Below are 25,237 nucleotides of genomic sequence, written 5' to 3' on the forward strand. Positions count from 1 at the left end.
GGACCGCAGCCATGCTGACGGGCAGTTCGACCGAGATCAGCACGTTCAAGGGAGAGCAGCGCGCGCTGCGCGCCGACCGGATCGGCACGCCCGGACTGCTGCTGTCGGTCCTCGCGGCGACCGCGCCGCTGATGGTCGTGGCCGGGGTGGTGCCCACCACCTTCGCCGCCGTGGGCATCGTCGGGGTGCCGCTGATCTTCCTGATCCTCGGTGTCGTCCTGGTGCTGTTCAGCTTCGGCTACGCCGAGATGAGCCTGGCACGTGCACAACGCCGGCGCGCTGTACGCCTACATCGCGCGCGGCCTCGGCGGCACCGCCGGCGCCGCCGCCTCCTTCGTCGCGCTGGTCTCGTACAGCATCCTGCAGTGCGGCATCTACGGGATCTTCGGCTTCGAGATCTCCAGTCAGATAGCCCAGCACTGGCACCACACCGTCGACTGGTGGTGGCCGGCGCTCGGCGGCGTGGTGCTCACCGGCGTCTTCGGCGCGCTGAAGATCGACGTGAACGCGAAGGTGCTCGGCGTGCTGCTGCTCGTGGAGACCACGCTGATCGTGGTCTTCGACATCAGCTTCCTGTCCGACGCCGGGCCGCAGGGCGTCTCCGTGCACGCCTTCGACCCCAGCACCATCACCGGCGCGGGCTTCGGCACCGCGCTGTGCTTCGCCATCGCCGGCTTCACCGGCTTCGAGCAGGCCCCGGTCTACGCCGAGGAGACCAGCAGCCCGCAGCGCGTGGTGGCCCGGGTGATGTTCCTGGCCGTCGGCTTCGCCACGCTGTTCTTCGCGTTCAGCGCCTGGGCGATCACCGTGGCCACCGGCCCCGGCCACGTGGTGGCCTCCGCCAGGAACAGCCCCACCATGATCTTCGACCTCAACCAGGCCCGGCTCGGCACCGCCTTCACCGACGTGTTGAACGTCTTCTTCATCACCGGCATCTTCGCCTCGATGCTGAGCTTCCACAACGTCGTGGCCCGCTACGCCTTCGCGATGGGCCGCGACGGCCTGCTGCCCCGCGCGGTCAGCCGCACCACCCGTTCCAGCGGCGCGCCGCTGGTCGGCTCGCTGGCGCAGTCGGTGGTGGCGTTCGCGGTGGTCACCGCCTTCGCGGTGACCGACGACAAGCCGGGCGGCGACCCGTCGTTCGCGCCGATGATGCGGCTGTTCACCTGGGCGGGCAACGTCGGCGCCCTCGGCGTGGTGCTGCTGATGGCGGTCGCGTCCATCGCCGTCATCGCGTTCTTCATCAAGCGCGGCGCGGCCGGCGTCCACCTCTGGCGGCTGGTCACCTCGGGCGTCGCCGCCGCGGCGCTGCTGGTGATCGCCTTCTTCGCGGTCAAGGACTTCCGGATCCTGCTCGGCGCCGACCCCGGCCACGGGCTGCGCTGGATCCTGCCCGGGATCATCGCGCTGGCCGCGCTGGTCGGGCTGGTGTACGGGACGGTGCTGCAGAGCAAGCGGCCCGAGGCGCACGCCAGGATCGGCCAGGGCAACGAGGCGTTCCAGCTGGACAAGGCCGCGGCGACGGCGGCGGAAGCGGGCGGCGCCTCCGTCTGACGCGCCGCGGCGCGCCGCCCGCCCCCGCTGAGCGAGCGCTCAGTCAGTCCTTGCCAAAACTGGAACACGTTCTTAGTATCGCGGGTGTGACAGCAGCAGCGCCGCACCCGTCACCGGCGCCCCCCGCGGCGGGTCCGCTGGCGGGGGTACGCGTCGTCGAGCTGGCCGGGATCGGTCCCGGACCGTTCGCCGCGATGCTGCTCGCCGACCTCGGCGCCGACGTGGTCCGCGTCGACCGCCCCGGCGGGCCGGGCCTCGGCCTCGCCCCCGAGGACGACCTGACCAACCGCAACAAGCGCTCGGTACTGGTCGACCTCAAGGCCCCCGGCGGCGCGCGGGCGGTGCTCGACCTCGCCGCCCGCGCCGACCTGCTGATCGAGGGCTACCGGCCCGGGGTCGCCGAGCGCCTCGGCGTCGGCCCGCAGGCGTGCCTGGCCCGCAACCCCCGGCTGGTCTACGGCCGGATGACCGGCTGGGGCCAGGAGGGCCCGCTGGCCGCCACGGCCGGCCACGACATCGGCTACCTCGCGGTCACCGGCGCCCTCGCCATGACCGGCCCCGCCGACCGCCCGCCGGTCGCCCCGGCCAACCTCCTCGGCGACTACGCGGGCGGCTCGCTCTACCTCGTCACCGGCCTGCTCGCGGCGCTCCACCACGCCCGCGCCCACGGCGAGGGCCAGGTCGTGGACGCCGCCATCGTGGACGGCGCCGCGCACCTGACCACCATGATCCACGCGATGCGCGCCGCCGGCGCCTGGCAGGACCGCCGCGAGGCCAACCTGCTGGACGGCGGCGCCCCCTTCTACGGCGTCTACGAGACCGCGGACGGCGGCCACATGGCGGTCGGCGCGCTGGAGGAGCGGTTCTACGCCCGCTTCGCCGACCTCCTCGGCCTCACCGCGGAACAGGCCGCGCTGCGCGCCGACCCCGCCCGCTGGCCGCGGCTGCGGGAGGCGGTCGCCGAGCGCTTCGCGACCCGCACCCGCGACGCCTGGACCGAGGTGTTCGCCGACGCCGACGCGTGCACCGCGCCCGTGCTCTCGCTCGCCGAGGCGCCGCACCACCCGCACCTGGCCGCCCGCGGCACCTTCACCGACGCCGCGGGCCCCGTCCAACCCGCCCCCGCGCCGCGCTTCTCCGCCACCCCGGCCGCGCTGCGCACCCCGCCCGCGCGCCCCGGCGCGCACACCGCCGAGGTGGCCCGTGACTGGGACGTCCCCGCACTCGGCGCCGCCCCCGCCGGCTGACGCCCCGCCGCCCCGGAAGCCGTCCGCAGACCCGTCCGCAGCACCCGTCCGCAGCCCCCGCCCGCACCCCACCGGAACCCTCACCGAAAGGCCCGACGTTGAGCACCGACGCCTACGTCTTCGACGCCGTCCGCACCCCGCGCGGGCGCGGCAAGGCGAACGGATCACTGCACGGCACCAAGCCGATCGACCTCGTCGTCGGCCTCATCCACGAACTGCGCCGCCGCTTCCCCGGCCTCGACCCGGCCGCGATCGACGACATCGTGCTCGGCGTGGTCAGCCCGATCGGCGACCAGGGCTCGGACATCGCCCGGATCGCCGCGGTCGCCGCGGGGCTGCCCGACACCGTCGCCGGCGTTCAGGAGAACCGCTTCTGCGCCTCGGGCCTGGAAGCGGTCAACCTCGCCGCCGCCAAGGTCCGCTCCGGCTGGGAGGACCTGGTGCTGGCCGGCGGCGTCGAGTCGATGTCGCGCGTCGCCATGGGCTCCGACGGCGGCGCCTGGGCCATGGACCCCATGACGTCCTACCGCACCGGCTTCGTGCCGCAGGGCATCGGCGCGGACCTCATCGCCACCATGGGCGGCTGGTCGCGGCACGACGTCGACACGTACGCCTCGCTCTCCCAGGAACGCGCGGCCGAGGCGTGGAAGGACGGCCGCTTCGCCCGCTCGGTGGTGCCGGTGGTCGACCACAACGGCCTGACCGTGCTGGACCACGACGAGCACATGCGACCGGGCACCACCCCGGAGAGCCTGGCCGGGCTCAAGCCGTCCTTCGCCGACATCGGCGAACTCGGCGGCTTCGACGCGGTCGCGCTGCAGAAGTACCACTGGGTGGAGAAGATCGACCACGTGCACCACGCCGGCAACTCCTCCGGCATCGTGGACGGCGCCGCCCTGGTCGCCATCGGCAACCGGGAGACCGGCGAGCGCTACGGGATGACCCCGCGCGCCCGCATCGTCTCCGCCGCCGTCTCCGGCTCCGAGCCGACCATCATGCTCACCGGCCCCGCCCCCGCCTCCCGCAAGGCGCTCGCCAAGGCCGGACTGACCGTCGACGACATCGACCTGATCGAGATGAACGAGGCGTTCGCCGCGGTCGTGCTGCGCTTCGCCGCCGACATGGGCGTGAGCATCGACAAGGTCAACGTCAACGGCGGCGCCATCGCGCTCGGCCACCCGCTCGGCGCCACCGGGGCGATGATCCTCGGCACCCTCGTCGACGAACTGGAGCGCCGCGACCTGCGATACGGGCTCGCCACGCTGTGCGTCGGCGGCGGCATGGGCGTCGCCACGGTCGTCGAACGCGTCTGACCGCCCGCCCATCCGCCCCCCCCGCACCCCGTCCGCCCGTCCGCCCCCGCACCCCGTCCTCGACCGCCCCCGACCGCGCCCGCACCGGGTCCAACGGAGCCAGCAGACCATGAGCGAGTCCACCACCATCCGCTGGGAGCAGGACGCCGACGGCGTCGTCACCCTCGTCCTGGACGACCCCGGCCAGTCCGCCAACACCATGAACGCCGCCTTCGCCGACTCCCTCGACGCCACGCTGGACCGGCTCGAGGCGGAGATCGGGCAGATCCGCGGCGTCATCGTCACCTCCGCCAAGAAGACCTTCTTCGCCGGCGGCGACCTGCGCGACCTGATCCGCGCCACCCCCGAGACCGCCGAACAGGTCTTCGCCGGCTCGATGCGCGTCAAAAAGGCCCTGCGCCGTCTGGAGACCCTCGGCGTGCCCGTGGTCGCCGCGATCAACGGCGCGGCGCTCGGCGGCGGTTACGAGATCGCGCTGGCCTGTCACCACCGCGTCGCGCTGGACGCGCCGGGGACGAAGATCGGCTGCCCCGAGGTGACGCTCGGCCTGCTGCCCGGCGGCGGCGGGGTGGTGCGCACCGTACGGCTGCTCGGCGTCGCCGACGCGTTGCTCAAAGTGCTGCTCCAGGGCCGCCGGTACAGCGCGCGGCACGCGGTCGAGGCCGGGCTGATCCACCAGGTCGCCGCCGACCGCGAGGCCCTGCTCGCCGCCGCCCGCGCCTTCATCGACGCCAACCCCGAGGCCAGGCAGCCCTGGGACGTGCCCGGTTACAAGATCCCCGGCGGCACCCCGAAGAGCCCCTCCTTCGCCGCCAACCTCCCCGCGTTCCCCGCCAACCTGCGCAAGCAGCTGGCCGGAGCGCCCTACCCGGCGCCCCGCGACATCCTGGCCGCCGCGGTGGAGGGCTCGCAGGTCGACATCGACACCGCGTTCACCATCGAGGCCCGCTACTTCACCGGGCTCGCCTGCGGACCCACCTCGAAGAACATGATCCAGGCGTTCTTCTTCGACATGCAGGCGGTCAACTCCGGCGCCAGCAGGCCCTCCGGCGTGCCGTCGCGGCAGGTGACCAGGGTCGCGGTGCTCGGCGCCGGGATGATGGGCGCGGGCATCGCGTACTCCTGCGCCCGGGCCGGCATCGACGTCGTGCTGAAGGACGTCACGCGGGAGGCAGCCGAGCGCGGCAAGGCGTACTCGGCCGGGCTGCTGGACAAGGCGCTCGCCAAGGGCCGCACCACGCCCGCCGAGCGCGACGCGCTGCTGGCCCGGATCACCCCCACCGCCGACCCCGCGGACCTGGCCGGCTGCGACGCGGTCATCGAGGCAGTCTTCGAGGACGCGGCGCTCAAGCACAAGGTCTTCCAGGAGATCGAGTCGGTCGTCGCGCCGGACGCGCTGCTGTGCACCAACACCTCCACGCTGCCGATCTCGCTGCTCGCCGAGGGCGTGCGGCGCCAGGGGGACTTCGTCGGACTGCACTTCTTCTCGCCGGTCGACAAGATGGCGCTGGTGGAGATCGTCCGCGGGCGGCGCACCGGCGACGAGGCGCTGGCCCGCGCCTTCGACCTGGTGCGGCAGATCCGCAAGACGCCGATCGTCGTCAACGACTCGCGCGGCTTCTTCACCTCCCGGGTGATCGGCCGCTTCATCGACGAGGGCGTCGCGATGGTCGGCGAGGGACTGCCGGCCGCCTCCGTCGAACAGGCCGCCGCACAGGCCGGCTACCCGGCCAAGGTGCTGTCGCTGCTGGACGAGCTGACCCTGACGCTGCCGCGCAAGATCCGCCGCGAGGCGCGCGCCGCCGTCGAGGCCGACGGCGGCGTCTGGCAGGAGCACCCGGCCGAGCGGGTCGTGGACCGCATGGTCGACGAGTTCGGCCGTCCCGGCCGCAGCGGCGGCGCCGGCTTCTACGACTACGCCGACGGCCAGCGCACCGGCCTGTGGCCGGGCCTGGCCGAGCACTTCGGCCGGCCGGACGCGCGGATCCCGTTCCGCGACATGCGGGAGCGGATGCTGTTCGCGGAGTCGCTGGACACCGTGCGGCTGTTGGAGGAGGGCGTGCTGACCTCGGTCGCCGACGCCAACATCGGGTCGATCCTCGGCATCGGCTTCCCCGCCTGGACCGGCGGCGTCCTGCAGTACATCAACGGCTACCAGGGCGGCCCGGCCGGATTCGCCGCGCGCGCCCGGGAACTGGCCGCGGCCTACGGCGACAGGTTCGCCCCGCCGGAGCTGCTGGTGCGCACCGCCGAGGAGGGCGGGCGCTTCACCGACGACGCGAAGGGTTGAGGCAACCCATCCCCGGCGCGCGGTGCGGATCACCGCGCGCCAGCCCGCCGGCCCGTACGCTGTCCCGGTGCGTCCCCGTCCCCTGCGCCTCCTCGTGACCCTGCTCCTCGCCTGCTGCCTCGCGGCCTGCGCCGACGGCGCCGCGGCCCCGGTGAACGGCTCGCCGGGCGTCGGCGACCCGCTCTTCCCGACCGCCGGCAACGGCGGCTACGACGTCGGCCACTACGGGCTCGATCTGTCCTACGACCCGCCGTCCGGCCGGATCGAGGCCACCGCCGCCCTGACCGCCACCGCGCGCGAGCCGCTGGCCTCCTTCGACCTGGACCTGTCCGGGCTGACGGTGACCTCGGTGACGGTCGGCGGGCGGTCCGCGGACTTCTCCCGCAAGGGCACCGAACTCGTCGTCACCCCGGCGCAGCCGCTGCCCGCGGGGCGCCGCTTCGAGACCACCGTGGTCTACCAGGGCGTCCCCGGGCTGCTGACCGACCCCGACGGCTCCCAGGAGGGCTGGTTCCACACCGACGACGGCGGCGCGCTCGCCCTCGGCGAACCGGTCGGCTCGATGGCCTGGTTCCCCGGCGACGACCACCCCTCCGACAAGGCGACCTACGACATCACCGTCACCGTGCCGCACCCGATGACCGTCGTCGCCAACGGCGAACTCGCCGGGACCGCGCCCCGCCCCGGCGGCCGCACCGCCTTCCACTGGCACGTCGCCCAGCCGATGGCCACCTACCTGGCCACCGTCGCCATCGGCGACTACACCGTCCAGCGCTCCCGCACCGCGAGCGGACTGCCGGTGTACACCGCGGTCGACCCGCGCTCGGACGACCCGCAGACCGCCGCGTCGCTGGCCCGCATCCCGGAGATCGTCGACTGGGAGAGCAGCATCTTCGGCCCCTTCCCGTTCTCCTCCACCGGCGCCGTCGTCGCCCACCTCGGCGACCGGCAGGGCGGCTACGCACTGGAGACCCAGAACCGGCCGACGTTCCCCGGCAACGAGGGAACGCCCGCGGTCCCGGTCACCACGCTCGTGCACGAGCTGTCCCACGAGTGGTTCGGCGACTGGGTCACCCCGCACAACTGGCAGGACATCTGGCTGAACGAGGGCTTCGCCACGTACACCGAGTGGCTGTGGAAGGACCACGAGGGCGTCGCCACCGAGGAGCAGAGCGCGCAGGCCGCCTTCGCCGACGCCGACAACTGGGCCTTCGCGCCCGCCTCGCCCGACGCCAAGCAGGTCTTCGCCCCCGCCGTCTACGGCCGCGGCGCGCTCGTCCTGCACGAACTGCGCCGCGCGCTCGGCGACAAGGCGTTCTTCCGCATGCTGCGCGCCTGGCCGGCCGCCCACCCCTACGGCAACGCCTCCACCCAGGAGTTCACCGCCTTCTGCGCCGACTTCACCGGCAAGAACCTCACGCCGCTCTTCGCCACCTGGCTCTACGGCCGCGCCCGCCCCGCCCACCTGTGACCCCGGACCGCCGGTGAGCCCGAGCACGCGCGCCGGCCCGGCCCACCGCCGGGTCCGCGCGCTCAGCCGCGCCGCAGCGGCGCGCCCACCTGGTGCATGTGGGCGAACGCCTGGGCGTAGGAGTCCCACAGGCCGGTCTCAGTGTACGGCACGCCCAGGCGCGCGCAGTGCTCGCGCACCAGGGGCCGCACCAGCCGCAGGTGCGGCCGGGGCAGGCTCGGCATCAGGTGGTGCTCGATCTGGTAGTTGAGCCCGCCCAGCACGAAGTCGGTCACCGGGTTGCCGCGCACGTTGCGCGAGGTGAGGACCTGGCGGCGCAGATGGCCCCAGCGCGCGCCCTCCTCGGGCATCGCCATCCCCTTGTGGTTCGGCGCGAAGGACAGGCCCAGGTGCAGCCCGAACAGGCCGTGGTGCAGCAGCGCGAAGAGCACCGCCTGGGCCGGCGGCAGCGCGCTGAGCAGCGCCGCGTAGGCTGCCAGGTGCGCCACCAGCAGGCCGCCCTCGACCAGCCGCTCGCGCCACGGCATCCGCGGCAGGTCGCGGAAGCTCGCCACCTTCAGCGCGAAGCCCTCCAGCAGCAGCATCGGCAGGAACAGCCACGCCTGGCGCTTCGTCAGCCACCGCGCGAACCCCTCGCGCCGCACCGCCTGCGCCCGCGTCCACACCAGCGCCCCCACCTCCACGTCCGGGTCCTTGCCGACGTGGTTGGGGTGGGCGTGGTGCCGGTTGTGCTTGTCCGTCCACCAGCCGGCGCCCATGCCCAGCAGCAGGTTGCCGTGCAGCAGCGCGAGCGCCCGGTTGGCTCCGGCGCCCGCGGCGATCTGCCGGTGGCCCGCGTCGTGCCCGATGAACCCGGTGCGGGCCGACAGCACCGCCGCGGGCAGCGCCAGGGCCAGCACCCACCACGAGCCCGTCGCGCCGACCAGCACCACCGCCGACCAGACCGCGGCCACCGCGACCGCGTTCGCCGCGATCATGCCCGCGTACCAGCCGGGCCGGCGGCGCAGCAGCCCGGCCTCGCGGACCTGCCGCAGCAGCGGCGCGAACTCGCTGCCGCCGCCCCGCTCCCGGCCTCGGTCCGGGAGCGGCGGCGGGGCCGGGCGGTCGAGCACGGGGCCGGGGACGGCGGAGGCGGAGGCGGGCACGGGTGCTCCTCGGGCAGCGCGGACAGGGGATCGCACGGGTTCTCGCGGCCTGATCCGGCCGCACCCACGACGCTATGGACGCCCGACCGCCGCGGCCATGGCGCTTCCACCCGGCCGTCGCGGGGGCCGACCGGCCGCAGGACCGGGGGATAACCCCACCCGGGCCGGCCGCCACCGCGGAACCGCGCGCCGACCCGGACACCCGCCCGCCGACACGGACACGCTCCCGCCGACCCGGACACCCGCCCGCCGCGGCGGGCACCGCGCGCCGCCACCGACACCGCGCGCCGGACGCGGACATCGCGTGCCCGTCGCCGTCTACGATGCAGGGGACGTCTGCACGAGCCGAGCCGAGGAGCGGGACCATCAGCGGCAACATGTCGGTGGAAGCCAGGATCGCCGGGGAACTGGGCGTACGCGAGGGACAGGTGCGGGCGGCGGTCGACCTGCTCGACGGCGGCGCGACGGTGCCCTTCATCGCCCGCTACCGCAAGGAGGCCACCGGCACTCTGGACGACGAGCAGCTGCGCACCCTGGAGGAGCGGCTGCGCTATCTGCGCGAACTCGACGAACGCCGCGCCGCGGTGCTGGAGTCGATCGAGTCCCAGGGCAAGCTGGACGACGCGCTCAAGGCGCAGATCATGGCCGCCGACTCCAAGGCCCGGCTGGAGGACATCTACCTCCCGTACAAGCCCAAGCGCCGCACCAAGGCGCAGATCGCCCGCGAGGCCGGGCTCGAACCGCTCGCCGACGCCCTGCTCGCCGACCCCGGCCTCGACCCGCAGGAGCGGGCCGGCGGCTACGTGGACGCGGACAAGGGCGTGCCCGACGCGGCCGCCGCCCTGGAGGGCGCCCGCGCCATCCTCACCGAACGCTTCTCCGAGGACGCCGACCTGGTCGGCGAGCTGCGCACCCGGATGTGGGGCCGCGGCCGGCTGGTGTCCGCGGTGCGGGAGGGCAAGGAGGAGAGCGGCGCGAAGTTCTCCGACTACTTCGACTTCGCCGAGCCCTTCACCAAGCTGCCCTCGCACCGCGTGCTGGCGATGCTGCGCGGCGAGAAGGAGGAGGTCCTCGACCTCACCCTGGAGCCCGAGGAGCCCACCGAGGGCCCCAGCAGCTACGAGCGGACCATCGCCCAGCGCTTCGGCATCGCCGACCGCGGCCGGCCCGCCGACAAGTGGCTCGCCGACACCGTCCGCTGGGCCTGGCGCACCCGCTTCCTGGTCCGCCTCGGCATCGACCTGCGGGTCCAGCTGCGCCAGCAGGCCGAGGACGAGGCGGTCCGCGTCTTCGCCGCCAACCTGCGCGACCTGCTGCTCGCCGCACCGGCCGGCACCCGCGCCACCATGGGCCTGGACCCGGGCCTGCGCACCGGCGTGAAGGTCGCGGTGGTCGACGGCACCGGCAAGGTGGTGGCCACCGACACCATCTACCCGCACGCGCCGCGCAACCGGTGGGACGACTCGCTCGCCACGCTGGCCCGGCTGGCCGCCGCCCACCGCGTCGACCTCATCGCCATCGGCAACGGCACCGCCTCCCGCGAGACCGACCGGCTGGCCGCCGACCTGATCAAGCGGCACCCCGAACTGAAGCTCACCAAGGCGGTGGTGTCCGAGGCCGGCGCCTCGGTCTACTCCGCCTCCGCCTACGCCTCGGCCGAACTGCCGGACCTGGACGTGTCGCTGCGCGGCGCGGTCTCCATCGCCCGCCGGCTCCAGGACCCGCTGGCCGAGCTCGTCAAGATCGACCCGCGGTCCATCGGCGTCGGGCAGTACCAGCACGACCTGTCCGAGCTGAAGCTGTCGCGCTCGCTGGACGCGGTGGTCGAGGACTGCGTCAACGGCGTGGGCGTGGACGTCAACACGGCCTCGGCGCCGCTGCTGCGCCGCGTCTCCGGCATCACCGAGGGCCTGGCCGCCAACATCGTCGCGCACCGCGACGCCAACGGCCCCTTCCGCACCCGCAAGGACCTCAAGGAGGTCGCCCGCCTCGGCCCGAAGGCGTACGAGCAGTGCGCCGGCTTCCTGCGCATCCAGGGCGGCGACGACCCGCTGGACGCCTCCAGCGTGCACCCCGAGGCCTACCCGGTGGTGCGCAGGATCAGCGCCGCCGCCGGCGCGGACGTGCCCTCGCTGATCGGCAACTCCGCGGTGCTGCGCACCCTTTCGCCGCAGGACTTCGTGGACGAGTCCTTCGGCCTGCCGACCGTCACCGACATCCTCGCCGAACTGGAGAAGCCCGGCCGCGACCCGCGTCCCGCCTTCAGGACCGCGGCCTTCAAGGAGGGCGTGGAGGAGATGAAGGACCTGCGCCCCGGGATGCTGCTGGAGGGCGTGGTCACCAACGTCGCGGCGTTCGGCGCGTTCGTCGACGTCGGTGTCCACCAGGACGGCCTGGTGCACGTCTCGGCGCTGTCCGACTCCTACGTCTCCGACCCGCACGACGTGGTCAAGTCCGGCGACATCGTGCGGGTCAAGGTGCTGGACGTGGATCTGCCGCGCAAGCGGATCTCGCTGACGCTGCGGCTGGAGGACGAGGCGCGCCCGGCCCGCGGCGACCGGGACCGCGGCGGGGACCGGCGCGGCGGCGGCGAGCGGCGCGGCAACCCGCCCCGGCAGGGCGGTCGCGGCGGCCAGGGCGGCCAGGGACGGCAGGGCGGTCAGGGGCAGCAGGGCGGGCGCAGGGGCGGCGGGCAGGACCGGCCGGCCCCGGCGGCGCGATGGCCGACGCGCTGCGCCGCGCCGGACTGACCGGCGGCAAGTAGCCCGCGCCCGCGGCTCCTCGCGCGCCGCGCCGCGGCGTCCGCGTGGCCGGCCGCCGCGCGGCACCGCGCAACCCGCCCCGCACGGGCGGCCGTCGGGACCCGCGGCGCGCCGCCCGCGCGGCGTGCCGTGCCGGTCCCCGCGAGCTTTGACGTGACCTTGCCAGGGGTAGCCTCGGCCGGTGACCTCAAGAACGCGGACACCCCGCATCACGTGGATGATCCCCGTCGTGGCGGCCGTACTCGCCGCCCTCGCGGCCGTGCTGACCGTCCCCGCCACCGCGCACGCGGCCGACCCGGCGCACACCGGGACCGTGCGCGACGGGCTCAGCCGGCCCCTCTACTCCTACGCCGACGCCATCCGCGAGGCCGTGTGGGTCGACACCGGCCTCGACTACGACGGCGACGGGCACACCGACCGCGTGGCCGTCGACATCGTCCGGCCCGCCGAGCCCGCCGCGGCCGGCCGCAAGGTGCCGGTCATCATGGACGCCAGCCCGTACTACTCCTGCTGCGGGCGCGGCAACGAGGGCCAGGTCAAGACCTACGACGCGGCCGGGGACATCGTCCAGGCCCCGCTGTTCTACGACAACTACTTCGTGCCGCGCGGCTACGCCACCGTGCTGGTCGACCTGGCCGGCACCAACCGCTCCGACGGCTGCGTGGACGTCGGCGGACGGTCCGACGTGCAGTCGGCGAAGGCCGTCGTGGACTGGCTGAACGGCCGCGCCAAGGGCTACAGCGCCCGCTCCGGCGGCAGCGCGGTGACCGCCGGCTGGACCGACGGCGCCGTCGGCATGATCGGCAAGAGCTGGGACGGCACCATCGCCAACGGCGTCGCCGCCACCGGCGTCGCGGGGCTGCGGACGATCGTGCCGATCAGCGCCATCTCCTCCTGGTACGACTACTACTTCCACCAGGGCGCGCCGCTGCAGGACGGCCCCGAGTGGCTGTCGGACACGGTGGAGAGCGACAGCGCCCGCGCCGTCTGCGGCCCCGAGCAGCAGAAGATCGCCGACGGCTCGCCGCGCTCCGGCGACTGGACCCCGTTCTGGACCGAGCGCGACTACGTCAAGGACGCCGGCAAGGTCCGCGCCAGCGTCTTCGCCGTCCAGGGCATGCAGGACCTCAACGTGCGCACCAAGCACTTCGGCCAGTGGTGGACCGCGCTGGCCGCGCACGGCGTGCAGCGCAAGGTGTGGCTGTCGCAGACCGGGCACGTCGACCCCTTCGACTACCGGCGCGGCCCCTGGGTCGCCACCCTCCAGCGCTGGTTCGACCACTACCTGCTCGGCGTGGACAACGGCATCCAGCGCGAGCCGATGGCCGACATCGAGCGGAGCGTCGACACCTGGACCACCGACCCGGTCTGGCCGGCCCCGGCACCCGCGACACCCCGCTCGCGCTCGGCCCGACCGCCACGCCCGGACTCGGCACCCTCGGCACGCACCCGCGCGCGGCGTCCTCCGGCGCCACCGAGTCCTTCACCGACGACCCCGGGCTGTGGGAGGAGGACTGGGCCGCCGCCGCGGACACCGCGACCCCGGCCAAGACCGCCTTCACCACCGGCGTGCTGACCAAGGACCTGCGGATCTCCGGCGGCGGCACCCTCACGGTGACCGCCACGCCGTCCACGACCAGCGCCCACCTGTCGGCGGTCCTGGTGGACCTCGGCCCCGCCGTCATCCGCGACTACCTCGGCGGCGGCGAGGGCATCACCACCGGCGGCACCCGCTCCTGCTACGGCGAGAGCACCGCCGGCGACAGCGCCTGCTTCCTGGACACCTCCGCCGACCAGGAGTCCGTCGACCACACCGTCTTCAGCCGCGGTTGGGCCGACCTCGGCCACTACGCGTCGCTGTCGCACGGCGTGCCGCTGACACCGGGCCGGTCCTACACCATGACGATCCAGCTCGCCGCCACCGACCACGTGGTGCCGGCCGGCCACCGGCTCGCGCTGATCGTCGCGGGCACCGACGGCGGACTGATCCTGCCGCCGGACACCACGCCGACGGTGTCGGTCGACCTGTCGCGCTCGGTGCTGCGGCTGCCGCTGACCGGCGGCGCGGCGGCGCTGCGCGCCGGACCTGCCGCGCCGGCCGGGAAGGCCGTCCGCGCCCCGGCGGGTGCCGGGCCCGCGGCGCCCAGGCCCGCTTTCGACCCGGCGGCCGAGCTGGGCTGACCGGGCGGAGAGGGAACCGCGAGGGTCCGCGGCGCGTTCCACTGGGTAGACACGGTGAGGCGCGTCGCGGGCCGCCCGCGCGCGGCCGCGGCGGGCGAGGCCCACCGCGGGCGGGAGCCGGGAACAGGAGTCGGGGAGATGTCCAATCGCGCGAAGATCGCCATCGGGGGAGTGGCCGTCGGGCTGTTCCTGCTCATCTGGCTGCCGTTCTGGGCGGTCGTGCTGATCATCGTGGGCGTGCCCGCCGCCGCCTACCTGATGCTCGACCCCTCGCAGCGCCGCCGGCTGCGCCGCGTGAGCAGGCGGCAAATCGGTCGCTGACCAGCGGCGTCCCCGGATACGCTGAGCCATCGGGTCAGGGCATCCGACCGAGGGGACGACGTCTTCCATGAGTTCCGCGAGTTCCGCGAGTTCGTCGAGTTCCATGGGTTCCGCGAGCACGGACGCGGCGGACACGCCGGGCACGCCCGCGCACGCCGCCGCACCGGACACGACCGACGCCGCGCCGGCCGGCGTGCCCGCCGGCCGCGTCGTCGCGGTCAGCCGCGACGGCGAGCACCGCTTCAGCAAGGCCAACCAGGACAGCATCCGGCTGCTCGCCGGGCTCGGCGTGGAGGGCCACCAGGGCGTCACCGTCCAGCACCTGTCGCGCGTCGCCCGCGACCCGGACCAGCCCAATCTGCGCCAGGTGCACCTCATCCACGCCGAGCTGTTCGACGAACTGCGCGACGCCGGCTACGACATCCGGCCCGGCGACCTCGGCGAGAACATCACCACCCGCGGCGTCGACCTGCTCGCGCTGCCGGTCGGCACGGTCCTGGCCGTCGGCGGGGCCACCGTCGAGCTCACCGGCCTGCGCAACCCCTGCCGGCAGATCGACCGCTTCCGCACCGGCCTGCTCCGCCAGGTCGTCGGCCGCGACCAGACCGGGGCCGTCGTCCGCAAGGCCGGCGTCATGGGCGTCGTCCGCGGCACCGGCACGGTCACGCCGGGCAGTCGCGTCGACGTCGTCCTGCCCCCGCGCCCGCACCGCCCGCTGGAGCAGGTATGACCGCGAAAGGCACGACGGCGGACGGCACGACGGCGGACGGCACGACGGCAGAAGGCACGACCGCCGCGCCCGTACCGGCGCCTGACGTCCCGGCCGCACCCGTGACCGTGGCCGACGTCCGCTCCGTCGCCGACCTGCTCGCCGTCACCGAGTCCGGCCACCGCGCGAAGTACCTCTGCTTCTGGAAGGACGAACCACGGCGCGACGGTCCCCCGGGCCCCGGCTGCCTCAGCCAGTGGTCGCCCTCGCCGTTCACCGTGGACGGGGTCCGCTACGCGACGGCCGAGCACTGGATGATGGCCGGCAAGGCCCGGCTGTTCGGCGACGAGGCGGCGCGGCGGCGGGCGATCGAGGGCGGACACCCCAAGCAGGCCAAGGACGCGGGGCGTTCGGTGCGCGGCTTCGACGAGGAGGTGTGGCGGCGCGAGCGCTTCGCCCTGGTCGTCGAGGGCAGCGTGCACAAGTTCTCCGCGCACCCGGAGCTGGGCGCCTATCTGCTGAGCACCGGCACGCGCGTGCTGGTCGAGGCCAGCCCGCTGGACCGGGTCTGGGGGATCGGGCTCACCGCCGACGACGAGCGCGCCCGGCGGCCGGCCGACTGGCGCGGGCTCAACCTCCTCGGCTTCGCCCTCATGGAGGCCCGCGCACGGCTCGCCGCCGCGGCGGCGTGACGCCGGCGGTCCGGCAGCCCCACCCGCCGCTGCGGCGCCCCCTCACACCGCCGACCGCCGCCCCCGGCCGCCCCTGACCGCCGCCGACGACCTCCACGTGCCGCCCCCGCGGGCCCGGGAGGGGGCACGTAGAGTGCGGTCGGGGCGCGCGGCCGCGCGTCCGCGAAGGGCGGAGAGGGCCGGCGGAAGATGACGGAACGACTGGTGGTCATCGGCGGCGACGCGGCGGGCATGTCCGCCGCGTCCCAGGCGCGGCGCCGCCGGGACGCCGACGACCTGGAGATCGTCGCCTTCGAACGGGGCCGGCACACCTCCTACTCCGTCTGCGGCATCCCGTACTGGATCGCCGGCGACGTCGACGGCCCGGACGGGCTGGTGGCCAGGACCGCCGACGAGCACCGCGCCCGCGGCATCGACCTGCGGCTCGGCGTCGAGGTCACCGAGATCGACCCCGCGCGCGGCCGGGTGCGCGCCCGCGACGCCGAGGGCAGCGAGGAGTGGACGGGCTACGACCACCTGGTGATCGCCACCGGAGCGGTCCCGCTGCGCCCGCCGGTCCCCGGCATCGACGCGCCCGGCGTCCACGGCGTGCAGACCCTCGACGACGGCGAGGCCGTGCTCGCCGCGCTGGACCGCGACGCGGTGCGCCGCGCGGTGGTGGTCGGCGGCGGCTACATCGGCGTGGAGATGGCCGAGGCGATGCTGCGGCACGGCCTCGCCGTGACCCTGGTGGACCGCGCCGAGCAGCCGATGAGCACCCTCGACCCCGACATGGGACGGCTGGTCCGGCAGGCGCTCGAGGGACTCGGCGTGCGGGTGGAGTCCGGCGCCGCGGTGCGCGCGGTGCTGACCGGCCCCGACGGCCGGGCCCGCGCGGTCGCCACCGACGCCGGCGAGCACCCGGCCGACATCGTGGTGCTCGGCCTCGGCGTGCGCCCCGGCGCCGACCTCGCCCGCGCCGCCGGGCTCCCGCTCGGCGAGCACGGCGGACTGCTCACCGACCGCGCCCAGCAGGTCCGGGGCCACGAGCGGATCTGGGCCGGCGGCGACTGCGTCGAGGTGCTCAACCTGGTCTCCGGAGCGCTCCAGCACATCCCGCTGGGCACCCACGCCAACAAGCACGGCCGGGTCATCGGCACCAACATCGGCGGCGGCTACGCCACCTTCCCCGGCGTGGTCGGCACCGCGGTCAGCAAGGTGTGCGACGTGGAGATCGCCAGGACCGGCCTGAAGGAGTCCCAGGCCAGGGCGGCCGGACTGGACTTCGTCACCGCCGTGGTGGAGTCCACCAGCAGGGCCGGGTACTTCCCCGGCGCCTCGCCGATGACGGTCAAGGCCATCGCCGAGCGCGGCACCGGCCGGCTGCTCGGCCTGCAGATCGTCGGCCGCGAGGGCGCGGCCAAGCGCGTGGACATCGGCGCCGTCGCGCTGACCGCGGGTCTGACCGCGGCCGGCATGGTCGACCTCGACCTCGGCTACGCGCCGCCGTTCTCCCCGGTGTGGGACCCGGTGCTGATCGCCGCGCGCAAGGCCGCGGACGCGGTCGCCGCCGACATCAGGTCACGCTGACCGGGCCGCGTCGCAGCCGCCCTCCGGGCCCGCCGCCCGGCCCGCCCCGCTGACCCGCGGGCCGTCACAGCCAGCCGCGCCGCGCCGCCTGGAGCCCGGCCTGGAAGCGCGTCCGCGCGCCCAGCTCGGCCATCAGGTCCCGCACATGCCGCTGCGCGGTGCGCGGGTGCCACCCCATGTGGCGGGCGATCGCCTCGTCGGTGAGCCCGGCCGCCAGCAGGCCCAGCAGCGTGCGGCGGTGGGCGCCGCGCGCCGAGCCGTCGCCGGCCGGCGCGTCGAACCGCATCGGCACCGCGTCCGCCCACACCGCCTCGAACAGCGCGATCAGCGTGTCCAGCAGCGAGGAGGGGTGGATCACCAGCGCGCTGTCGCTGGAGGCCGGCCGGTCCAGCGAGATCAACCCCATCGTGTCGTCGGCGATGAACATCTTGACCGGCACCCCCTCGGCCACCCGCGCCTGTTCGCCGAGGCCCACCAGGCCGCGGATCGCCGCCAGCCGCCCCGGCATCTCCAGCCCCGCCCGGTCGTACACGCACCGGTAGCGGACGCCGGAGGGCAGCAGTTCGGCCTCGATGTCGTTGGTGCCGAGCCCGCCGACGTACGGCGGCCGGTCGAACGCGCTGACCTCGTGCCGGGCGGCGCGCTGCAACTGCGCCCAGCGCTGCACCGTCGCCTCGCGGGTGGTGACGACCTCCACGATCTCGGTCGGGCTCACCGTGCCCTGCCCGGCCCGGAACCGCTCCATCAGCCGGGCCGCCAGCACCCGTACCTGGAGCAGCTCCTGCTCCCGGGAGCGCACCAGCACCTCCATCGCCATGTCCGGCGGCGCCGGCTGGTAGCGCACCGGGCGCCCCGGCAGCCTGGCCACCAGGCCCTTGGCCTCCAGCGCCGCGAGCGCCGGCGCCACCCGCGCGCCCGGCGCCAGGTCCCGCACCTGGGCCGCGGTGGCCGGCCCGCCGTCGAGCAGCGCCAGGTACACCTCCTGCTGTTCCTCCGTCAGACCCACCGCACCGAGCACGCGCCGCCCCCTGTCCACCTGGGCCCGCGGCCGTGTCCGACACCCGCGTCGGGACCCGCGTCCGCGGCCGCTTCCGGGGCCGTATTCACGACAACGCCGGGAACTGGGCACCCATGATTGCTTCCGGAGCGGCCGCGGCGCATGTGAATGTGACCGGAACCACGATCTTGGGAAGGAAGTGCGGTGCGCTCGAAGAGAGTTCGTCGTTGTCTCGTCGGCGGCGCGGCGGTCGCGCTGACCGCCGTCCTGTCCCCGGGCGGGTGGGGACTGCCGGCCGCCGCGCTGGCCGCCGCGCCCGCCACCGCCCCGGCGTCCGCGAGCGCGGCGGCCCCGTCGTCCGCGACCGCCGCGCCGGCCGGAGCGAAGGCCGCCGCGGCCCGGGGCGCCGCCTTCGACCCGGCGCGCGCCTACGCCCCCGGCTCCCCGGAGCCGCTGCGGACCGGTGACGCCGCGCGGCCCCCGGCCGCGGCAGGGGACTCCGCCGCCGCGACCGGCGCCGCCGACCCCGACGGCGGCTCCCTCGGCGTGCGCGTCACCGGCGACGTGGAGACCCCGCAGGGCGCCGCGCTCTCCGCCGCGCTGCCCGGCGGCGACCTCGTCCAGGTGCACAGCCTCGGCGTCGTCGACCGCGTCCGCCCCGACGGCAGCACCGTCTGGCAGCGCGGCACCGGCTCGCTCTACCGCGACTGGCACCTGACGTACAACGCCTCCGGCGGCTACGTCGCCACGCCCCAGCTCGTCTTCGGCACCGACCCCGCGGACCCGTACTACGTGACCACCGCCTCCTCGTACGCCATGGGCAACACCCAGCCGTACGCGATCGGCGACCTCACCGGCGACGGCGCCCCGGACGTCGCGGTCGCCGAGACCGTGGGCGTCAACCTCGGGGCGGCGAGCTGCGGCAACTGCGGCTGGCCGTTCACGGTGCCCGGCTCCGACCAGCACTTCGGCACCTTCGTCACGGTGCTCGACGGCCGCACCGGCGCCACCGCGTACAGCGAGCTGGACCCCGGCTTCGTCACCCAGCTCGCCGTCTCCGGCAAGGACCTGGTCATCGGCGACGAGACCGGCTCGCCCACCGGCGGCGGGCCCGGCGCCTGGGACTCGGTCTCCTCGGTCCGCGCCCTGTCCCTGCACCGCGGCGGCGCCTCGGGCCGCCCGTCCGCGTTCGCCGCCGCCAACGGCGTCGGCGACGTCCAGGGGCCGCTCGGCGCCACCGAGGACTGGCACGTGTCCACCGGCGCCCAGTGGGGCCTGGTGCTCGGCATCCGACCGGTCGCCGGGGGCGTGGCCTTCACCTGGTCCGACACCCCGCTGGGCCTCGGCGACCCCAGGCCGCCGGACGGGCACGTGGTGCTGGTCGACGCGCACGGCACGGTCCGCTGGGACCACCGCACCGCCGGCTACCCGGTGCTCTCGCGCTACGACGGCAGCCGCGGCCTTCTCGCCGTGGTCGAGCAGACCGACCCGGCCGCCGGCGTCTCGTACACGCTGACGGGCCTGCGCGTGACCGACGGACGCACCGTCACCAGCGCCCGCACCGACGGCGTGCTGCCCACCGCGCTCACCGTCGGCGCCCTCGGCGCGCACCGCGGCGCCTCCTGGATCGTGGCCGGCGCGGTGGCGACGGCGGACCAGGTCTCTCCGCCCTACTACGGCTTCAGCGCGGCGACCGTCTCCGCGTACGACCCCGACGGCGCCCGCACGCTGTGGACGCAGCGCCTGACCGCCGCCGACCCCGACGACCCGCCGCAGCCGGGCTCGGTCCAGGTGGCGACGGACTCCCGCGGCCGGGCCACCGTCGTGGTGGGCTCCTGGCTCGCCTCCGTGGTGCCCTCGCCGGCGCAGCCCGTGGTCGCGCGCTACGACGTGCAGGGACTGTCCGGGGCGACCGGCGCCGTGGACTGGGACCGGGCCGGCGACGTCGCCGACCCGCTGAGCCTCGTCCCCGGCGGCGACGGCGCCTTCCGCGGCGTCACCGCCGAGCAGGACGCCGTCACCTACTCCGCCGCCACCGGCGCCGCCACCCGCACCGCGCCGCTGCTCGCCGACCTCTACGCCGCGCTCGGCGCCGACGTGGACGGCGACCGGCACGTGGACGACATCGCCGGCGGCCAGAGCGGCGCGGTCTACGCCTTCGACGGCCGCACGCTGACCCCGGGCGACGACGCGCCGCGGGTGCTGTGGCGCGCCGACGCGGGAGGCCCGGTGCACGCGATCACCCCGGCCACGGTCGCCGGGCGCCCGGCCCTCGCGGTCGCCGCGACCACCGGACTCACCCTGCTGGACCGGCGCACCGGCCGGGTCCTGCACCGGTTCGCGCTGCCCGGCCAGTACGTGTGGAACGCGTCGGCCGGCACGGTGGGCGGCCGCGGCGTCGTGGTGACCGCGACCGACCGGGTCACCGCTTTCGACACGGCCACCGGCCGCACCCTGTGGACGTACCGGCCGCCGGTCGCCGCCTACTTCGCCAACGCCTCCGTCACCGGCGGCACGGTCGTCACCGAGTACCAGAACCAGGTGGCGAGCCTGGCACGCCCCCACCACCATGGCCGCGATCGGCCTGGACGCCGGCACCGGCCGCACCGCGTGGACCGCGGCCGCCGACCCCGCGACGACCTACGCCGCGCAACTGCCGAACGGCGTCGCGGCCGGCCCCGGCATCCCCGGCGCGGGCGCCGACGGCGCGGCCTTCACCTGGACCGCGTCCGACGGGCGGGGCAGGGTCGACGTCCGCGACGCGCACAGCGGCGCGCTGCTCTACAGCGACACCGACGACACCCTCGCCGGCCACGAGTCCTATGTGCTGGACCCGCGGGTGGGGCTGGTCGCCACCGGCGACAGCGGCTCGGCGTCCATCGGGCCGGACGGCGCGACCGGGTCCGGCTCGGTGCGCGGCACCGACTCCGCCGTCGCCTCGGCCGGCGGCGCGCCGGTCCTGCTGACCGCGCAGATCGGGCTGAACGCCTACCCGGTCTCGGCGCTGTCGGCGGGCGACACCGCGGTCAGCCCGCTCGCCACCTACCAGCCGTTCCAGACCGGCGGGTTGGCCGTCACCCCCGACGACCGGGTGCTCACCACGCCGATCGACTGGCGCGCCCACCAGGTCCTGGTCGCCGAGGCGGGCCAGACCGTGCGCGCCTACGACGTGACCATCCAACACGCGCTGGCCTCAGTCGAACTGACCGGGACCCCGGCCGCGCAGGCCGCCCGGCAGCGCACCCAGGCGCCCGCGGCGCCGGCCGCCCGGCCCTCGGTGCTGTCCCTGGCGGACACCGCGGGCCCGGACGCCCGGGACGCCCGCGTCGCCACCGCCCGGCCCGCGGCGCAGGTGCACGTCCGCGGCTACACCGCCGCGGGCACGCCGCTGCTCACCGCGGCCGAGCCCTCGGGCTACGACCCGGCCGCCTTCCGTGCCTACCTGGGCCTGCGCGGCACCGGCGCGGGGCAGACCGTCGCCGTGGTCGACGCGCCGGGAGACCCGGACATCACCGCGGACGTGGACGCCTTCAGCGCGCGGTTCGGCCTGCCGGCGGTGTGCGCGGCCGGGGCGGACTCCGGCTGCTTCCGCTTCACCGTGCGGGCCGCACAGCCGACCGGGCCCGCGGACCCGAGTTGGGGCCTGGAGACCGCCATGGACGTCGAATGGGTGCACGCGGTCGCCCCGGACGCCGCCGTGGTGCTCGTGGAGTCCGCGGACGGCGGCTTCGCCTCCCTGTTCCGGGCGGTCGACGAGGCCGCCGCGCTGCGCCCCGACGCGATCAGCATGAGCTGGGGCATCCCGCAGGAGTTCACCGACGAGACGTTCTACGACGGCCACTGCGAACTGGCCGCCTCGGTGTGCTCGGTGGCCAGCGGCGACTACGGCAACCCCGGTTCGTACCCCGCGTACAACCCGGCCGTGCTGTCGGTCGGCGGCACCTCGCTGCACCTGGCCGGCGACGGCTCGGTGACCGCGGAGACCGCCTGGTCCGTCAGCGGCGGCGGCCGCAGCTACGTCGAGCCGGTGCCGGCCTACCAGCGCGGCGTGCTGAGCGGGGGCCGCGGCACCCCGGACATCAGCTTCGACGCCGACCCGGCGACCGGCGTCGCGGTCTACGACAGCGCGGGCGTGCAGGGCCAGTCGGGCTGGTTCCAGGTCGGCGGCACCAGCCTGGGCGCGCCCGCCTGGGCGGCGATCCTCGCGTCGGCCGACCAGCTGCGGGCCGCCGCGGGCAGGTCCCGGCTCGCCGCCGCCGACGCCTCGGCGCAGAAGGCGGTCTACGCCGCCACCGCGGCGCTCGGCGACATCACCGCGGGCCCGGCCAACGGCGCCTGCCCGGTGCGCTGTTCTGCGGGCGACGGCTACGACTTCGTCACCGGCCTGGGCAGTCCGCGCAGCGGACTGGACCGGCTGCTCGCGGCGGCCCGCTGAGGCGGGCGGTCCCGGTCCGGGAAGTCCGGGAGAGCGGCGCCGCCGCCCGAGCCGAGGTCATGGCCCGGACGGCGGCGCCGTTCGTCGGCTGCGAAGCCCCGGACCGAGCATTGCCACCACGGGTGGAACTGAGTACCGTCTTAAGGGTACTGAGATCCGCCTGTGGGGGCGTGGCCCCGCGGAAGGGGAGTGTCGCGATGAGGACCGAGTGCGCGTGCCTGTGTGTGCCCGCAGGGCACGATCACGCGATCTGCGGACACACCGCGCAGCCGGGGACGTTCATACGTCTCGCCGGCGCGCTGGAGTTCCCGGCCTGCGCGGCCTGCGCGCAGGCGCTCGCGGCGTCGGCGGCGGGGGCCGCGCCCGCGGCGGCGGAAGCTGCGTCGGGCGATGGGGTCGCGGCGGCGTCGGCGCCCGCGTTGGAGTCGGCGCGGGTGTGAGGCGCCGGGCTCCGGGTGTGAGCGCGGGTGCGGGCGTGGGTGCGGTGCGCTGACGCCGGCTCAGGGCGTCCTGCGGGCGTGCGGGTGCGCCGACGGAGCCGTGGCGTGGCAGGTCTCAGGGCGCGCGGGTCCGCCGGCGGAGCCGTGGCGGGTCTCAGGGCGCGCTGACCGGAGCGGGGGCGGCGGCGAGCCTGCCGAGTGCCTCCATGAGCGGCGGCAGCGCGGGGCCGGGCCGGACCGGGAGCACCTCGCCCGGCACGTCGTCGACCAGCACGAACGCCATGTCGTCGGCCCGTCCGACCAGGCTCCACCCCGGCCCGTCGGCCCGCACCGAGCCGTACGCCGCGCGCACCCGGCCCGGCGGCGGCGGTGACCGCACGTACTCCTCGGCGGCGGCGAGCACCCGGCGCACGGGAGACAGGGGCGCGGACGCGTCGGCCCCGGCGGGGCGCGGGGGCGCGCTCTCGGCCGCGTCGTCCGCCGCGCCTGCCGCTGGGTCTGAGATTGCGTCGGCGGCCGTGTTCGCGGCCGTGCTCGTCGCCGTGCGCGTGGCCGTGTTCGTGGCCGCGCCCTGCGATGCCGCCTCCGCCGGCTCCTGCGCGGCGTCCATCGAGGCGAACTCGTCGCGCCACTCGCGCCAGCGGATCGCTATCTCGTCGGCGCCGAGCCGGCGTTGGGCCGGTCCCCAGACGGAGGTGTCCGGCGGGGTGAGCGGCGGGCCGCCGCCGGTCTCCTCGTCGGGGTCGAAGGGGTCGGGGATGCCCGGCACGGCCACGGCCACCGGCAGCGGCCAGCCGGGGAGCGAGGCGGCCAGGCTGTTCTCGTCCGGCGCCAGGTCGTACTCCAGGCCGCAGTCCCACGCCGCCAGCGCGCAGGCCACCATCCACGCGTCGGTGGTGGCCACCGTCCAACGCGCGCCGGTTCCGTCCTGACCGAAGACCAGCCCGTAGCCGGTGTCGAGGGGCTCCAGGCCGAGCCCGGCGCAGGCGGCGGGATAGTCGTCGCCGAGCACGCCGGGGAACTGCCCCGGCGTCAGCAGCGCGGCCGTCAGCACGAACAGCGCCTCGTCGTCCGGCTCCGGCGGTTGCTCGGCCGCGGTCATTCCAGGCTCCCTGTCTCCTCGGTGGTCCGCGCACCTTAACCAGCGGGTAACCCCCGCGTCGAGGGGGTGCGGCGGGGGAAAATCCGGCAAATTCCGTGGATGCCCTCGGGCATGATGGGGCGCATGCTCACCCTGCGCTCCATCGCCCTCTTCCTGTTGGCCGCCGTGCTGGAGATCGGCGGCGCCTGGCTCATCTGGCAGGGCGTCCGTGAGCACCGCGGGCTGCTCTGGGCGGGCGCGGGCGTCGCCGCCCTCGGGCTCTACGGGTTCGTGGCGACGCTGCAGCCGGACGCCGCGTTCGGCCGCATCCTCGCCGCCTACGGTGGCGTGTTCGTGGCCGGATCGCTGGTGTGGGCCGTGGTCGCGGACGGTTACCGGCCGGACCGCTTCGACGTCACCGGGGCGGTGGTCTGCCTGGTCGGCGTCGCGGTGATCATGTACGCGCCGCGCGGCGGCTGACCGCGGGCGGGGGCAGGGGGTTGCCCGGACCGGCGGTCCGTACCAGGCTGCATAGCGCAGCGGAGACCGGAGGTACGCGATGACCACGAGCAACGGCCTGGCGTGGCTGCTGGACGACCTGACCAGGCGGGTGCCGCACGTCAGGCACGCGCTGGTCCTGTCGAACGACGGGCTGGTCACAGGCGCCAGCGGGGAGCTGGACCGGCCGACGGCCGAGCACCTGGCCGCGGTGTCGTCCGGCTTCCACAGCCTGGCCAAGGGCGCCGGCGGCAGTTCGGGACCGGCGGGGTGCGGCAGACGATGGTCGAGTTCGACGACGGCTTCCTCTTCGTCACCGCGGCGGGGGACGGCAGCTGCCTGTCCGTGCTCAGCGCCATGGAGGCCGACGTCGGGCAGGTCGCCTACGAGATGACGCGGCTGGTCCACCAGGTCGGCGAGCACCTCGGCGTGGCCCCCCGGGGGTTCTCCGCACCGTCCTGACCTGGGCTTACGGCCGTCCGTGGAGGTTATCCACAGGCTTCTGACGGGGTGTTGGCTCGCCGCGCTAGAT

At 75.5% G+C, this 25,237-nt stretch carries 17 protein-coding genes and 5 pseudogenes; 16 read left to right on the forward strand and 6 right to left on the reverse strand.

Annotated elements, in window-relative coordinates; translation table 11 throughout:
- The first annotated feature begins 11 nt into the window (after nucleotides 1–11).
- The 5 genes and pseudogenes from VSR01_RS34575 to VSR01_RS34595 all read left to right on the forward strand — a co-directional run bounded on the left by VSR01_RS34575 (nucleotide 12) and on the right by VSR01_RS34595 (nucleotide 7,875).
- A pseudogene (locus VSR01_RS34575) lies at nucleotides 12–1,554 on the forward strand (APC family permease).
- 86 nt (nucleotides 1,555–1,640) lie between these two features.
- On the forward strand, nucleotides 1,641–2,801 hold the full coding sequence (locus tag VSR01_RS34580) for a CaiB/BaiF CoA transferase family protein (protein WP_326452926.1): 1,161 nt from the start codon (nucleotides 1,641–1,643) through the stop codon (nucleotides 2,799–2,801).
- Between the two features lie 98 nt (nucleotides 2,802–2,899).
- Nucleotides 2,900–4,114, forward strand: coding sequence for an acetyl-CoA C-acetyltransferase (locus VSR01_RS34585; protein ID WP_326452927.1), 1,215 nt, complete (start codon nucleotides 2,900–2,902; stop codon nucleotides 4,112–4,114).
- Between the two features lie 109 nt (nucleotides 4,115–4,223).
- On the forward strand, nucleotides 4,224–6,404 hold the full coding sequence (locus VSR01_RS34590; protein ID WP_326452928.1) for a 3-hydroxyacyl-CoA dehydrogenase NAD-binding domain-containing protein: 2,181 nt from the start codon (nucleotides 4,224–4,226) through the stop codon (nucleotides 6,402–6,404).
- A 67-nt stretch (nucleotides 6,405–6,471) separates the two neighbouring features.
- Nucleotides 6,472–7,875 (forward strand): M1 family metallopeptidase, encoded by a 1,404-nt coding sequence (locus VSR01_RS34595; protein ID WP_326452929.1) that lies wholly within the window; start codon nucleotides 6,472–6,474, stop codon nucleotides 7,873–7,875.
- 62 nt (nucleotides 7,876–7,937) lie between these two features.
- Here the strand turns inward: VSR01_RS34595 and VSR01_RS34600 are convergent, their stop codons facing one another.
- Nucleotides 7,938–9,020, reverse strand: a complete 1,083-nt coding sequence (locus VSR01_RS34600; protein WP_442785605.1) for an acyl-CoA desaturase — start codon at nucleotides 9,018–9,020, stop codon at nucleotides 7,938–7,940.
- A gap of 377 nt (nucleotides 9,021–9,397) precedes the next feature.
- Here VSR01_RS34600 and VSR01_RS34605 point away from each other — a divergent pair.
- The 6 genes and pseudogenes from VSR01_RS34605 to VSR01_RS34630 all read left to right on the forward strand — a co-directional run bounded on the left by VSR01_RS34605 (nucleotide 9,398) and on the right by VSR01_RS34630 (nucleotide 17,254).
- A pseudogene (locus VSR01_RS34605) lies at nucleotides 9,398–11,784 on the forward strand (Tex family protein).
- Nucleotides 11,785–11,999: 215 nt separating this feature from the next.
- Nucleotides 12,000–13,963: pseudogene (locus VSR01_RS34610) on the forward strand (Xaa-Pro dipeptidyl-peptidase).
- A 138-nt stretch (nucleotides 13,964–14,101) separates the two neighbouring features.
- Entirely contained in the window at nucleotides 14,102–14,284 is a 183-nt protein-coding gene (locus VSR01_RS34615; RefSeq protein ID WP_326452930.1) for a hypothetical protein, read from the forward strand.
- 193 nt (nucleotides 14,285–14,477) lie between these two features.
- Nucleotides 14,478–15,014, forward strand: a complete 537-nt coding sequence (locus tag VSR01_RS34620; RefSeq protein ID WP_326453972.1) for an MOSC domain-containing protein — start codon at nucleotides 14,478–14,480, stop codon at nucleotides 15,012–15,014.
- Nucleotides 15,011–15,685 (forward strand): NADAR family protein, encoded by a 675-nt coding sequence (locus tag VSR01_RS34625; RefSeq protein ID WP_326452931.1) that lies wholly within the window; start codon nucleotides 15,011–15,013, stop codon nucleotides 15,683–15,685. Before VSR01_RS34620 ends, VSR01_RS34625 begins: the two co-directional genes overlap by 4 nt.
- A gap of 189 nt (nucleotides 15,686–15,874) precedes the next feature.
- A complete protein-coding gene (locus tag VSR01_RS34630; RefSeq protein ID WP_326452932.1) occupies nucleotides 15,875–17,254 on the forward strand; it encodes an FAD-dependent oxidoreductase in 1,380 nt (459 codons plus the stop codon).
- A 64-nt stretch (nucleotides 17,255–17,318) separates the two neighbouring features.
- Here the strand turns inward: VSR01_RS34630 and VSR01_RS34635 are convergent, their stop codons facing one another.
- The 4 genes from VSR01_RS34635 to VSR01_RS34650 form a co-directional block, all read right to left on the reverse strand.
- Nucleotides 17,319–18,260 (reverse strand): helix-turn-helix domain-containing protein, encoded by a 942-nt coding sequence (locus tag VSR01_RS34635; protein WP_326452933.1) that lies wholly within the window; start codon nucleotides 18,258–18,260, stop codon nucleotides 17,319–17,321.
- 779 nt (nucleotides 18,261–19,039) lie between these two features.
- Nucleotides 19,040–19,540, reverse strand: coding sequence for a hypothetical protein (locus tag VSR01_RS34640; protein ID WP_326452934.1), 501 nt, complete (start codon nucleotides 19,538–19,540; stop codon nucleotides 19,040–19,042).
- A 153-nt stretch (nucleotides 19,541–19,693) separates the two neighbouring features.
- Nucleotides 19,694–19,831 carry a hypothetical protein gene (locus tag VSR01_RS34645; protein WP_326452935.1) on the reverse strand — a complete coding sequence of 46 codons (138 nt, stop codon included), beginning with the start codon at nucleotides 19,829–19,831 and terminating at the stop codon, nucleotides 19,694–19,696.
- A 93-nt stretch (nucleotides 19,832–19,924) separates the two neighbouring features.
- Entirely contained in the window at nucleotides 19,925–20,071 is a 147-nt protein-coding gene (locus VSR01_RS34650; protein ID WP_326452936.1) for a hypothetical protein, read from the reverse strand.
- A gap of 409 nt (nucleotides 20,072–20,480) precedes the next feature.
- Between VSR01_RS34650 and VSR01_RS38115 the strand changes: the two are divergent.
- The 3 genes and pseudogenes from VSR01_RS38115 to VSR01_RS34665 form a co-directional block, all read left to right on the forward strand.
- Nucleotides 20,481–20,720, forward strand: a pseudogene (locus VSR01_RS38115) (outer membrane protein assembly factor BamB family protein); the annotation flags it as partial.
- Between the two features lie 100 nt (nucleotides 20,721–20,820).
- The gene (locus VSR01_RS34660; RefSeq protein ID WP_326452938.1) at nucleotides 20,821–22,686 is read left to right on the forward strand and encodes a S53 family peptidase; all 1,866 of its coding nucleotides are present in this window, start codon (nucleotides 20,821–20,823) and stop codon (nucleotides 22,684–22,686) included.
- A gap of 197 nt (nucleotides 22,687–22,883) precedes the next feature.
- Complete coding sequence (locus VSR01_RS34665) at nucleotides 22,884–23,126, forward strand: hypothetical protein (RefSeq protein WP_326452939.1); 243 nt, start codon at nucleotides 22,884–22,886, stop codon at nucleotides 23,124–23,126.
- Between the two features lie 154 nt (nucleotides 23,127–23,280).
- Here VSR01_RS34665 and VSR01_RS34670 read toward each other — a convergent pair whose 3' ends face one another.
- Nucleotides 23,281–24,228: a hypothetical protein gene (locus VSR01_RS34670; protein ID WP_326452940.1), complete on the reverse strand. Its 948-nt coding sequence runs from the start codon at nucleotides 24,226–24,228 to the stop codon at nucleotides 23,281–23,283.
- Between the two features lie 123 nt (nucleotides 24,229–24,351).
- Between VSR01_RS34670 and VSR01_RS34675 the strand changes: the two genes are divergently transcribed.
- Together VSR01_RS34675 and VSR01_RS34680 are read left to right on the forward strand one after the other, a co-directional pair.
- The gene (locus tag VSR01_RS34675) at nucleotides 24,352–24,687 is read left to right on the forward strand and encodes a YnfA family protein (RefSeq protein ID WP_326452941.1); all 336 of its coding nucleotides are present in this window, start codon (nucleotides 24,352–24,354) and stop codon (nucleotides 24,685–24,687) included.
- 79 nt (nucleotides 24,688–24,766) lie between these two features.
- Nucleotides 24,767–25,167 (forward strand): annotated as a pseudogene (locus VSR01_RS34680) (roadblock/LC7 domain-containing protein).
- Nucleotides 25,168–25,237: the final 70 nt, after the last annotated feature.

It is taken from the genome of Actinacidiphila sp. DG2A-62, from assembly GCF_035825295.1.
Taxonomy (GTDB): Bacteria; Actinomycetota; Actinomycetes; order Streptomycetales; family Streptomycetaceae; genus Actinacidiphila.